Source organism: Enterococcus sp. AMC1623 (assembly GCF_058216495.1).
Map to the genome: position 1 here is coordinate 1,700,196 of NZ_CM177096.1, position 12,340 is coordinate 1,712,535.

At 37.8% G+C, this 12,340-nt stretch carries 12 protein-coding genes and 1 other annotated feature; of the genes, 4 read left to right on the plus strand and 8 right to left on the minus strand.

Going from position 1 to position 12,340, the window contains the following annotated elements:
• Positions 1–54 precede the first annotated feature (54 nt).
• From AC4BC7_RS08350 to AC4BC7_RS08365, 4 genes are all read left to right on the plus strand, one after another.
• The gene (locus tag AC4BC7_RS08350; RefSeq protein WP_207941425.1) at positions 55–267 is read left to right on the plus strand and encodes a DNA-directed RNA polymerase subunit epsilon; all 213 of its coding nucleotides are present in this window, start codon (positions 55–57) and stop codon (positions 265–267) included.
• Between the two features lies 1 nt (position 268).
• The gene (gene rnjA / locus AC4BC7_RS08355; RefSeq protein ID WP_490504378.1) at positions 269–1,948 is read left to right on the plus strand and encodes a ribonuclease J1; all 1,680 of its coding nucleotides are present in this window, start codon (positions 269–271) and stop codon (positions 1,946–1,948) included.
• 53 nt (positions 1,949–2,001) lie between these two features.
• On the plus strand, positions 2,002–2,688 hold the full coding sequence (gene radC / locus AC4BC7_RS08360; protein WP_207941427.1) for a RadC family protein: 687 nt from the start codon (positions 2,002–2,004) through the stop codon (positions 2,686–2,688).
• A 155-nt stretch (positions 2,689–2,843) separates the two neighbouring features.
• Entirely contained in the window at positions 2,844–3,044 is a 201-nt protein-coding gene (locus AC4BC7_RS08365; RefSeq protein ID WP_016174378.1) for a cold-shock protein, read from the plus strand.
• Positions 3,045–3,087: 43 nt separating this feature from the next.
• Here the strand turns inward: AC4BC7_RS08365 and AC4BC7_RS08370 are convergent, their stop codons facing one another.
• From AC4BC7_RS08370 to thiI, 8 genes are all read right to left on the minus strand, one after another.
• On the minus strand, positions 3,088–3,750 hold the full coding sequence (locus tag AC4BC7_RS08370) for an HAD family hydrolase (protein WP_207941428.1): 663 nt from the start codon (positions 3,748–3,750) through the stop codon (positions 3,088–3,090).
• On the minus strand, positions 3,743–5,062 hold the full coding sequence (locus AC4BC7_RS08375; RefSeq protein WP_490504379.1) for a bifunctional folylpolyglutamate synthase/dihydrofolate synthase: 1,320 nt from the start codon (positions 5,060–5,062) through the stop codon (positions 3,743–3,745). Before AC4BC7_RS08375 ends, AC4BC7_RS08370 begins: the two co-directional genes overlap by 8 nt.
• A 38-nt stretch (positions 5,063–5,100) precedes the next feature.
• On the minus strand, positions 5,101–5,568 hold the full coding sequence (locus AC4BC7_RS08380; protein WP_207941430.1) for a GNAT family N-acetyltransferase: 468 nt from the start codon (positions 5,566–5,568) through the stop codon (positions 5,101–5,103).
• Between the two features lie 57 nt (positions 5,569–5,625).
• Entirely contained in the window at positions 5,626–8,265 is a 2,640-nt protein-coding gene (locus AC4BC7_RS08385) for a valine--tRNA ligase (RefSeq protein WP_490504380.1), read from the minus strand.
• A gap of 11 nt (positions 8,266–8,276) precedes the next feature.
• Positions 8,277–9,467 carry an aminotransferase-like domain-containing protein gene (locus AC4BC7_RS08390; RefSeq protein ID WP_490504381.1) on the minus strand — a complete coding sequence of 397 codons (1,191 nt, stop codon included), beginning with the start codon at positions 9,465–9,467 and terminating at the stop codon, positions 8,277–8,279.
• Between the two features lie 66 nt (positions 9,468–9,533).
• Positions 9,534–9,748 (minus strand) — a binding site (T-box leader).
• A 32-nt stretch (positions 9,749–9,780) separates the two neighbouring features.
• The gene (gene tpx / locus AC4BC7_RS08395) at positions 9,781–10,272 is read right to left on the minus strand and encodes a thiol peroxidase (RefSeq protein WP_207941433.1); all 492 of its coding nucleotides are present in this window, start codon (positions 10,270–10,272) and stop codon (positions 9,781–9,783) included.
• 69 nt (positions 10,273–10,341) lie between these two features.
• On the minus strand, positions 10,342–11,004 hold the full coding sequence (locus AC4BC7_RS08400; protein WP_207941434.1) for a redox-sensing transcriptional repressor Rex: 663 nt from the start codon (positions 11,002–11,004) through the stop codon (positions 10,342–10,344).
• Between the two features lie 127 nt (positions 11,005–11,131).
• A complete protein-coding gene (gene thiI / locus AC4BC7_RS08405) occupies positions 11,132–12,340 on the minus strand; it encodes a tRNA uracil 4-sulfurtransferase ThiI (protein ID WP_207941435.1) in 1,209 nt (402 codons plus the stop codon).

A 12,340-nucleotide genomic window follows, 5' to 3' on the forward strand; every position in this document is an offset into this window, starting at 1 on the left:
TTCAAGCGTCAAAATAATAACAAACTGCTCTAGGCAGATAAAGGAGATAAATACATGATTTATAAAGTTTTTTACCAAGAAACAAAAGAACGCAATCCAAAAAGAGAACAAACGCACGTGTTATATATCGAAGCAGACAGCGCTGTAGATGCACGCCAACTAGTTGAAGACAATACCCCATACAATATCGAACTTGTCTACGAATTAGATGGAAATCACTTAGAATATGAAAAAGAGAATGCTGATTTCCAACTAACGGAGTTTTAAGATGAAAGTATCTCTTAAAAACAACGAGACTGGTGTTTTCGGTATTGGAGGATTAGGAGAAATCGGAAAAAACTGTTATGGGGTGCAATTTCAAGACGAGATTATCTTGATTGATGCGGGAATTAAATTCCCCGAAGATGAGCTCCTTGGGATTGACTACGTGATTTCTGATTACAGCTATATCGTCCAAAACTTACAAAAAGTCAAAGGATTAATTGTCACACATGGACATGAAGACCATATTGGCGGTATTCCTTACTTATTAAGACAAGCAAATATTCCTATTTACGCAGGTCCGTTAGCGTTGGCATTGATTACCAACAAGCTAGACGAACATGGCTTACTACGTGACGCAATCCTACACGAAATTCATGAAGATACAGTCATTCGCTTTAGAAAGACCTCTGTGAGTTTCTTCCGTACAACACACAGTATTCCCGATGCGTTAGGCGTTGTTGTTAAAACGCCGTGTGGTAATATCGTGGCAACTGGGGATTTCAAATTTGATTTTACGCCAGTTGGTGAGCCAGCAAACTTGCATAAAATGGCAAAAATTGGTGAAGAAGGCGTTCTTTGTTTATTATCTGACAGTACAAATGCCGAGATTCCAACGTTCACAAAATCAGAGAAAACCATTGGTGCTTCAATTATCAAAATTTTCGAGAAAATCGAAGGACGAATTATTTTTGCCAGCTTTGCTTCCAACATCTTCCGTTTGCAACAAGCGGCGGATGCAGCGGTAGCAACAGGTAGAAAAATTGCCGTTTTTGGGCGTAGTATGGAAAATGCCATTGTCAATGGACAAAAATTAGGGTATATCAAAGTTCCTAAGGGTACCTTTGTGGATGCAAGCGAAATCAATCGCTTACCAGCAAATGAAACGATGATTTTATGTACCGGTTCTCAAGGCGAACCTATGGCGGCATTAAGTCGTATTGCCAACGGAACGCATCGCCAAATTCAAGTCCACCCTGATGATACAGTTATTTTTTCAAGCTCACCTATTCCAGGTAATACAACCAGCGTCAATCATTTGATTAACTTGTTACTAGAAGCGGGCGCCAAAGTCATTCATGGAAAATTAAACAATATCCACACTTCCGGCCACGGTGGCCAAGAAGAACAAAAACTAATGTTACGGTTAATGAAACCAAAATTCTTTATGCCGGTTCATGGTGAATTTCGTATGTTAAAAATCCATACCCAATTAGCTCAAGATACTGGTGTTCCTAGAGAAAATTGCTTTATCATGGAAAATGGCGATATGCTCGCTTTAACACCAGATACTGCGCGTCTTGCAGGTCATTTCAATGCCGGCGATGTCTATGTAGATGGTAGCGGTATTGGTGACATTGGAAATGTCGTTTTACGCGACCGTCGCATTCTTTCTGAAGAAGGTTTAGTATTAGCTGTCGCGACAGTTGATATTGAGAAAAAAGAAATCTTGGCAGGACCAGATATCTTGTCTCGTGGATTTGTCTATATGCGTGAATCAGGTGAAATGATTAGTGAAGGGCAAAGTATCTTATTCCATGCCTTACGTGAAGCATTAAGTCAGTCTGATTGTAACGAATACAAGTTGCGCGAAGCCATGTCAGCTGCGCTACAACCATTCTTATTTGAAAAAACAGAACGTCATCCAATGATATTATCTATGATTATGACTTTAGATGAAGAATAAAATAAGCTCTCCTTTGCGTATTTATCAATGATACTACGCAAAGGAGTTTTTTTATGGAGAAACACACAATGGTTCCTCAAAGTTCACGACCACGTGAACGATTACTTGATTTTGGAGAGAAGGCTTTATCTGACCAAGAATTACTGGCAATTTTATTACGTACAGGTTCGAAACCTTACAATGTCTTAGAATTAGCAGGCTTAATTTTAGCTGCATTTCCCAATTTGTATGAATTAAAATCAGCGAGTCTTAATGAGCTACAACAGATACGTGGAGTTGGACAAATTCGGGCAATTGAATTAAAAGCGATGATGGAATTAGGCAGCCGAATCCATCAAACCAGACAACCGAAATATGGCAAAGTCCAATCAAGTTACGGTTTGGCACAGCAATTAATTGAAGAATATAAAGATTACCATCAAGAACATTTAGTCTGTTTGTATCTGAATACAAAAAATGAAATTACCCACCGCAAGACCTTATTTATCGGATCACTGAATCAAAGTATTGCTCATCCTCGTGAAATTTACCGAGAAGCTGTCCGTTGCAGCGCTGCACGAATTATTTGCGCACATAATCATCCGAGTGGCGCACCACAACCGTCGGAGAACGACCGACTGTTTACCCAACGCCTTAAACAATGTGGCGAGCTGATGGGTATTGAATTATTAGACCATTTGATTATTGGCAATGAAAGTTATGTTAGTTTACGTGAAGAAGGTTTTTGGAATGAATTTTAATAACAACGCTTGCAAAAAAATAACTGCAAGTGTAGAATAAATTTGTAATCTTGTTTGGTAGTAGAAGTTGAAACAAATTGTTACACCTCTAACGTACACGAGCAATGTTACAACTATTTATTGAAGAGTGCTTATGCACGAGGAGGTTACTAGAAATGGAACAAGGAACAGTGAAATGGTTTAACGCAGAAAAAGGGTTTGGTTTTATTACTCGCGAAGATGGAAGTGACGTATTCGTACACTTTTCAGCAATTCAAGGTGACGGCTTCAAGACTTTAGAAGAAGGTCAAGCGGTAACATTTGATGTTGAAGAATCAGATCGTGGTCCACAAGCTACTAACGTTGTTAAAGCATAATAACTCAAAAACGCTGAATGTGAGCTTCACATTCAGCGTCTTTTTATTTTTCTAAAAATCCAGGAACATCGGCTAGAGTATCTAACACTGCCAATGATTTTTCTACTAAATCAGGAGTGGGTTCTAGTAAATCAGGAATCATAATTACGTCAATTCCAGCACTGTGAGCCGCAAGAATACCATTTTTAGAGTCTTCTAAAATGAGAATATTTTCTTTTGGTGCATCAAAAAATTGATGTGCTTTTTCAAAAATTTGTGGATCGGGTTTAGCACGCGTCACATCTTCAAACGAAACAATATGTTCAAACGCATCTTGCAAACCATTTTTTTCCAACAAAATATCAATAATACGACGTTGGTTACTAGAAGCGATAATCCGTGGAATTTGTTTTTCTGCCAAATAGTCGAGTATTTCTGTTAGACCAGGTTTTAAATCAGCAACGCCAGCTTCAAATAATTCAATGGTTCGATTAAATGATCGATCAATAAATTCTACGATAACTTCTTCGCCGTGAAGGTCATCATACATCTCATGATACGCTGCCCATACTTCATCATCACCAACTCCGATATATTGTTTATAAATCTCCATATCGTAATCAATGGCTAACTCATCGGCAATTTCTTTTGTTGCGCGATAATACAAATGCTCCGTGTCAAAAATCAATCCGTCCATATCAAAAATAACACCTTGTAAATTACGCATTTTTTCCTCCTTGAATTTCCTGTAATAGTTGTCGTACTTGAGAAACAAAATAAAGAGAGCCTGTTACTAAAACTAAGGAATCATTGTCAGCTTTTTCTAAAATATCCGCTAAACCAAATTGCCACAATGAAGCAATTTGTAGTCGTTTTTCATCTATTCGTTGATAGTTTTTTTCTAAACGTAAAGCTTTAGGATATTCAAAGGTAGTAATGTAAATGTCGGCATTTGGTAGCTCCAATAATTGTTGAATCATCCCTTTAATTTCCTTGGTTTCTAATGCTGAAAATAAGACATGAATTTTATAGTTGCTAAATTCTTGGTTCATATTTTCAATCAAACGTTTCATCGCATGTTCATTATGGGCGCCATCTAAAATCACAAGTGGTTGTTCACTAATGCGTTCCATTCGTGCGGGCCAAAAAGTCTTTTTTAAACCTTCGCGAATGTATTTTTCTTTAAGCGGCAATTTGACTTGTTGACAATACAAATAAAATAATTGAATGGCCAAACCCGCATTTTCTACTTGATGCTTCCCTAATAGAGGTGTCTTCAATTCAGTTAATTTACCCGTTTCGTTATAAAAATCAAATACTTCACCCCATTGGGCATCCGGATGACGATACTCCACTCGATAATCTTGATCAAAGTGATATATTTTTGCTGCTTGTTCAGCAGCAATTTGTTCAATAACTGCTAAGGCTTCTGATTGGATATTACCTGTAACTACAGGAATCTTAGGTTTGATAATTCCTGCTTTTTGGGCAGCAATTTCTGATAAAGTATCTCCTAGAATATCAGTATGATCCATCCCAATTGTCGTGATTGCAGTTAGCATTGGAGAAACCACGTTCGTACTATCTAACAATCCACCAAGACCTACTTCAATAATCGCAATATCCACTTCTTGTTGCACATAATAGTCAAATGCCATAGCTGTCAACACTTCAAATTCGGTAATACCGGCTACTGCTTCTTCTTGATCCAATTGTGCGACAAGTGGCTTAATTTTCTCCACTAAAGCAACTAATTCTGAATCAGAAATCGCTACACCATTTTTGGCAATACGCTCATTAAAATTCTCAATGTATGGAGACGTAAATGTCCCCACAGTTAAACCTGTTTCTTGAATCATTGCCCGTAAATAGCTAACCGTTGAGCCTTTTCCATTAGTTCCAGCAACATGAACAACAGGAACTTTCTTTTCTGGATGGTCTAATAATGCTAGAAGTGCCTCTACTCGATCTAACCCTGGTCGTGAACCAAAAGGTAATCGACTATGAATCCACTCAATTGCTTCTTCTACTGTTCTCACACTACTCACCTCTATGGTTATTATAACAAATAATTCTTTTACTCTGCCAGTTTCTTTAAGTTCTCACCTGTTAATCGATAAGACGTCCATTCATCCATTGGTTCCGCATTTAAAGAAAGATAAAAATCAATGCTTGTTTGATTCCAATCCAAGCACCACCATTCTAAACGACCACAGTCACGTTCTAAAGCAATTTGCGCTAATTTTTTAAGTAGCTGCTTTCCGATGCCCTGTCCGCGAACATCTGGTTTGATATAAAGGTCTTCTAAATACAGACCTGCTTTCCCTAAAAAAGTCGAATAGTTATGGAAAAACAAAGCAAAACCAACTTCTTTTTCATCGACGAGTGCAAATAGAACTTCCGCACGTTTTTGAGCAAACAACGATTTTTCTAAATCAGCTTCTGTTGCAACGACTTCATCTAATAAATTTTCATAATCGGCTAATTCCTTAATAAAGCTTAAAATCAACGGTACATCTTCTTTAGCTGCAAATCTAAACTTCATATTCACTCTCCCTGTGGTAAAAAAGAGTGGAATAACGATCCCACTCTTTTTAATGAATTAAATTGTACGCAATTGCGCAATGCGTTCTTCTACGACTTTTTGTTTTTCTAAATAATCTGCTTCTTTTTCACGTTCTTGAGCAACGACTTCTTCAGGAGCGTTCGCTACAAAACGTTCATTCGCTAATTTACCTTGAACACGTTTCACTTCTTTGTTCCATTTGTCCAATTCTTTTTCTAAACGAGCAATTTCTTCTTCGATATTAATCAATCCGGCAAGCGGTAAGTAAATCGTTGCTCCTGTTAAAACTGCCGACATTGCTAATTCTGGTGCTTCTAAATCACTAGTAATCGTCAATTCTTCTGGGTTACAGAAACGATCAATATAGTTTTGATTGGCTTTTAAGAAAGTATCCACTGCCTCATCACTTGTTTGAATTAGCAAGGTGATTGGTTTAGATAAAGGCGTATTCACTTCTGAGCGGATATTACGAACAGAACGAATTAATTCTTTTAGAACTTCCATGCCTTTAGCTGCTGTATCATCAGTTAACTCTGGACGAACAACTGGATAAGCGGCAACCACTAATGAATCTCCTTCGTGAGGAATTTGACTCCAAATTTCTTCAGTAACAAATGGCATAATTGGATGCAACAAGCGTAAGATTTGGTCTAATGTATAAACTAAGACGCTCTTATTGACTTGTTTGGCAGCTTCATTTTCGCCATATAATGTTTCTTTACTCATTTCGATATACCAGTCACAGAAGTCATCCCAGATAAAGTTATACAATTGACGACCCGCTTCACCAAACTCAAAACGATCAAACAAGTCGGTTACTTTTTCGATTGTTTCATTTAAGCGCGTTAAAATCCAGCGATCCGCAACTGATTTTTCACCAGAGAAGTCAATGTCAGCCACTGTCATTCCTTCCACGTTCATCAATACAAAACGTGACGCATTCCAAATTTTATTAATGAAATTCCACGCTGCATCCATTTTCTCATAACTAAAACGCATGTCTTGGCCAGGTGCGGAACCATTTGATAAGAACCAACGTAATGCATCGGCACCGTATTGATCAATCACTTCCATCGGGTCAATTCCGTTACCTAGCGATTTACTCATTTTACGTCCATCTTCTGCACGAATTAACCCATGGATTAACACGTTATTAAATGGACGTTGACCTGTAAACTCTAAGCCTTGGAAAATCATTCGACTTACCCAAAAAGCAATAATGTCATAGCCTGTAACCAATGTATTATTAGGATAATAACGTTGATAATCTTCACTGTTTTCATCCGGCCAACCTAATGTTGAGAATGGCCATAATGCTGAACTAAACCATGTATCTAGCACATCTTCATCTTGTATCCAGTTTTCGCTGTCTGCTGGAGCTTCCATTCCCACATACATTTCACCTGTTTCTTTGTGATACCATGCTGGAATTTGATGTCCCCACCATAATTGACGAGAAATAACCCAATCGTGAATATTTTCCATCCAACGTAAAAATGTTTGATTGAAACGTGGTGGGTAAAATTCTACTGCATCTTCTGTTCCTTGATTTTTAATCGCTTGCTCTGCCAATGGTTTCATTTTTACAAACCATTGTGTAGATAAACGTGGTTCCACGACAACTCCCGTACGTTCAGAATGTCCTACGCTATGAACCATTTTTTCAATTTTTACTAGACGATTTAACGCTTCTAAATCTTTTACAATTTGTTTACGTGCAGCAAAACGATCCATACCAGCATATTTCCCCGCTAGTTCGTTCATGGAACCATCATCATTCATCACATTTACACGTGGCAAATCATGACGATTGCCAACTTCAAAGTCATTAGGATCATGAGCAGGTGTAATTTTTACAACTCCTGTTCCAAAATCCATCTCTACGTATTCATCCGCAATAATGGGAATTTCTTTATCTACTAATGGTAAAATGACTGTTTTTCCAATCAATGCTTGATAGCGCTCATCTTCAGGATGAACGGCAACTGCTGTATCACCTAACATCGTTTCTGGGCGAGTGGTCGCAATTTCAACAACACCCGAACCATCAGCTAACGGATACGTCATATGATAAAAAGCACCTTCTACATCTTTATGAATAACTTCAATATCAGACAAAGCTGTTCGTGCTTGTGGATCCCAGTTAATGATGTATTCCCCACGATAGATTAATTCTTTTTCGTATAACGTAACAAATACTTTGCGAACTGCATCAGATAACCCACTATCCAATGTAAAACGTTCACGACTATAATCGAGCGACAAGCCTAGTTTTGACCACTGTTCACGAATATGTCCAGCATATTCTTCTTTCCAATCCCAAACTTGTTCAACAAATTTTTCACGACCTAAATCATAACGAGAAACTCCTTGTTCGCGTAGTTTTTCTTCAACTTTCGCTTGAGTCGCAATTCCGGCATGGTCCATTCCTGGTAGCCATAAGGTGTCAAATCCTTGCATTCGCTTTTGGCGAATAATCATATCTTGTAATGTGGTATCCCACGCATGACCTAAATGCAATTTTCCAGTTACGTTTGGTGGTGGAATAACGATTGAATACGGTTGAGCTTTTTTATCCCCACTTGGTTTGAATAAATCTTTTGCTAACCATTCTTCATAACGACCAGCTTCAACTTCTTGGGGTTGATACTTTGTCGATAAATTTTTTTCTGACATGGATGTTCCTCCTAGTTTTCTAGATATTTTTGTAAAACGCGTCCCATTTTTTCAAGGCCAAGTTCGATTTTATCTTCTGGCATATTGGAAAAATTTAATCTGAAGGTATTGCGTTTTTTGCTGTTTGGATAAAAGGTTTCACCACTAACAAAAGCAACCTTTTCTGCTAGACAATCTTGCAAAATCGGTGTGACATCTAACTGTTCCGGTAAAGTCACCCAAACAAATAGTCCACCTTCTGGACGAGTGAATTGCACTTCTTTCGGAAAGACTTCCGTCAATTTCCTGAGCATCGTATCACGGCGTTGACGATATAATTCAAGGATTTTATGAATGTGTGTGTCAATGTCATAGAGCTCTAAATAAGTGGCAATTTCCCGTTGAGCTTTGGTGTTACTGTGTAAATCTGTTCCTTGTTTCATAATTGTGTACCGTTGTAAAATCTCTTCGTCGGCAGCTAACCAACCAATCCGATATCCTGGGCAGAAAATTTTAGAAAATGTTCCTGTACAGATAACTGTTCCTGCTTGATCAAAATGACGAATAGACGGAAACGCTTCTCCTTCAAAGCGTAACTCACCATAAGGATTATCTTCTAAAACTGGGATTTGATGTTCTGCAGATAGTTTGGCTAATTGTTGACGACGTTCTAATCCCCAACTTAACCCCGTTGGATTTTGAAATTCCGGAATGACATAAATTAATTTGGCATGTGGATACTGCTCGATTTTAGCTTCTAAATCTTCCATCATCATCCCTTGTTCATCAGTAGCAACTTCAACAAATTCACATCCATACGCTCGAAACGCATTTAAGGCAGCCAAGTAAGTAGGGCTTTCGCAAAATACTATGTCTCCCTCATCAAGAAAAATCTTTCCTGTTAAATCAATCGCTTGTTGCGAACCACTCGTAATTAAAATGTTGCCTTTGTTAAAATTAGTTTGTAAGCGTTGGTTCATCCGAATAGCAATCCATTCACGCAAAGGCTCAAAACCTTCTGTTGTACTGTATTGCAAGGCAGCTTGTCCATCTTTTTCTAGCAATACTTCATTCACTTTTTTAATTTCGTCCACAGGGAATAATTCTGGTGCTGGCAAACCACCCGCAAATGAAATAAAATCTGGTTGTTCAGTTAGTTTTAATAATTCACGGACCTCTGAAGATTGAATGTCTGCTACACGTTTTGCAAATTTTAATGCCATAATGTTCACACTCATTTCTGTGGATTGAATTTTTTACAAAATAAAAACGTCCTAAGATGTCTCACATCTTAGGACGTAAAATTTACGCGGTACCACCTAAATTGTAGAAAATTTTCTACCTCTCAACAGTGAATTAACGGTCACTAATCGTTTGATTCTACTCTGCTTTCAAATCAAAAACTCCCAAGCTACCTTCACTAGTTGCTGTTGAAAATCTTCCACCCTACGATTTTCTCTCTAAAAACAGTTCGCTAGCTACTCCTCTTGTTCTACGTCTGGACTCATTCTACAATGAAGTTTTTTGAAAGTCAACTTACACTAACGCTTTTGCAGCAGCAAGTGCTTTTTCGTAGTCGGGCTCTTGCGCCATTTCAGGAACAATTTCTTCATAGCGAATAACGCCTTCTTGATCAAGCACATAAATCACACGCGCATAACGATTTAATTCTGGGATTAAAATACTATAGCTTTCTCCAAATGTGTTTTCAGGATCATGTAACATAACCATTTCCACACCTTCTTGACCACACCAGTTGGCTTGTTCTTCTTTTGTATTGTTTGAAATCGTCGCAAAATTGATGCCTTCAATTTGACTTGCTTCGATGTTGAAACGTTTTGTTTGAAGCGCACATATACGTGTATCGATATCTGGAACAACCGACAGAATCGTTGGCTTACCAGCAAAATTTTGTAAGGTATATTGCTTGTCACCTAAATCTTTCAATGAAAAATCTGCTGCCTTGTCGCCAGTCTTTAATTGTGTGCCAGGTACTTCTAGTACTTCACCTTTACGGGTAATATTCATTCTTCCCACTCCTTTAATAACTTTCTAATTCAGTATAAAGGAGTATAGAATTTTTACAAAAATATCTGCCTATGAAGTTACCACTAACGGACGATTTTGATAATGGCTATCAAAGAAAATTAATGTTAATAACTCAGTCGTTAAGTCAATATAGCGCATATTAACATTTTTAGGCACCGTTACGCGATCGGGTGCGAAGTTTAAAATAGCGGTAATACCTGCTTCAACAATCGTATCGATTGCTTCTTGTGAATGTTGACTTGGAACGGTTGAAATAGCAACCGTCACTCCATTTTTTTCAGTAATTGTCTTAAATTCATCCATTCCATAAATATAGAAACCATCAACTGTTGTACCAATTAGTTCAGGATTGTTATCAAATACACATGTGATTTCAAGATTATCATTGCGACGAAAGTTATTCTTAGCCAAAGCTTTTCCTAAATTTCCAAAACCAACTAAAGCAATTCGCTTTTCATCATCTGCTGCTAAAATATCACTAAATACATCAATTAGATAAGAAACATCATACCCATAACCACTTCTTCCTAACTCTCCTAAATAAGAAAAATCACGACGAATTGTCGCTGCAGGAACCTGTGTAATTTCTGAGAAATCTTTTGATTTAATGCGAGTAACTCCAGTTGTCTCAAGTATTTTTAAATTACGTAAATACAACGGTAGACGCTTTGCTGTGGCGCGCGGTAATTTTTTATTTTTATACTCTTTCACTATGCCAACTCCTTTTTGTTAAGGTATTCACATAAAAAGTTTACCATGCAATGTGTTGTTGTGCAAGCATTAGTCAAGTTCTTCTAAAAAAAACAAGAGACTTCGTGAAAAGTCTCTTGTAGTTATTTTATAAGAAATCAGTAAACTCATCCGCTTGTTCAGCAGATTCAGGCGTAATCTCTTCCACCTTCAAGCCAGCTAGCGCACGTTCCATCATTCCTTCAATATCCAATCGTTCTTCATAATGATGAACTTTATCTAAACGAGGACGTGTTTTCGGTTGCGGTGGAGCGAAAATTGTGCAGCAGTCTTCAAATGGCTGAATCGCCAATTCAAAGGTATCAATTTGTTGTGCCACTTCAATAATTTCTAACTTATCCATCGTAGCTACGGGACGAATGATTGGTGTATTTGATACTTCGTTAATAGCAACCATACTTTGAAGGGTTTGTGAAGCGACCTGTCCTAAAGATTCTCCATTTAAAATGATTAATCCTTTACGCAATTCACGTACCGCATCGGTTAAACGTAGCATCATACGACGCGTAATCGTCATCCAATACCCTTGAGGAACCTTTTTCTTAATTTCTTCTTGAACTTCTGTAAATGGAACTTCAATAAAGTGAATACTACCTGCATAAGGCGCGAGTTTAGCAGTTAAATCTTTGGCTTTTTGTAATGCTTGCTCACTCGTATATGGTGGACTTGCAAAATGAACAGCTTCGATTTCAACACCACGTTTCATGGCAAAATAACCAGCAACTGGTGAATCAATTCCTCCAGATAACATTAACATACCTTTACCACCTGTACCCACAGGTAAACCGCCAGCACCTTGAATCGTTTCATATGATAAATACGCACCGTCCCGACGAATTTCCACTCGTAAATTGATATCAGGATTTTTCATTTGGGCTTTAATCTCTGGGAAAACATCAATAACTGCATTTCCTAGCGTTAAATTCAATTCTCCACTTGTTTGGATGAAGTCATGATCACTACGTTTAGCGGTGATTTTAAACGTTTCTTTTCCTGTATAAACTTCACGCATCATATCTTGTGCCATCGCTTTTATCACTTCGACATCTTTTTCAACACGAATACTTGGCGAAAAATTTTGAATCCCAAATACTTTTTGTAATTTAGGGATAATAATATCACTATCTTCGCCGTTTAAAAGTAAATGCATACGATCACGATCAGCATGCACGCGGACATGAGGAAAGTCAATTAATGCTTTTTTTACGTTCGATGCTAAACGCGCGATAAAAACATGACGGTTTTTTCCTTTAGTTGAAAGTTCGCCATAACGAACCATAATTTCTGTATATTTCAC

Excerpts from the sequence above, each read along its gene's own strand:
- AC4BC7_RS08365 (WP_016174378.1), top strand. The coding sequence starts at position 2,844 with ATGGAACAAGGAACAGTGAAATGGTTTAACGCAGAAAAAGGGTTTGGT.
- AC4BC7_RS08380 (WP_207941430.1), bottom strand. The coding sequence starts at position 5,568 with ATGAAGTTTAGATTTGCAGCTAAAGAAGATGTACCGTTGATTTTAAGC.
- radC (WP_207941427.1), top strand. The coding sequence starts at position 2,002 with ATGGAGAAACACACAATGGTTCCTCAAAGTTCACGACCACGTGAACGA.
- rnjA (WP_490504378.1), top strand. The coding sequence starts at position 269 with ATGAAAGTATCTCTTAAAAACAACGAGACTGGTGTTTTCGGTATTGGA.
- tpx (WP_207941433.1), bottom strand. The coding sequence starts at position 10,272 with ATGAATATTACCCGTAAAGGTGAAGTACTAGAAGTACCTGGCACACAA.
- AC4BC7_RS08385 (WP_490504380.1), bottom strand. The coding sequence starts at position 8,265 with ATGTCAGAAAAAAATTTATCGACAAAGTATCAACCCCAAGAAGTTGAA.
- AC4BC7_RS08390 (WP_490504381.1), bottom strand. The coding sequence starts at position 9,467 with ATGGCATTAAAATTTGCAAAACGTGTAGCAGACATTCAATCTTCAGAG.
- AC4BC7_RS08370 (WP_207941428.1), bottom strand. The coding sequence starts at position 3,750 with ATGCGTAATTTACAAGGTGTTATTTTTGATATGGACGGATTGATTTTT.
- AC4BC7_RS08350 (WP_207941425.1), top strand. The coding sequence starts at position 55 with ATGATTTATAAAGTTTTTTACCAAGAAACAAAAGAACGCAATCCAAAA.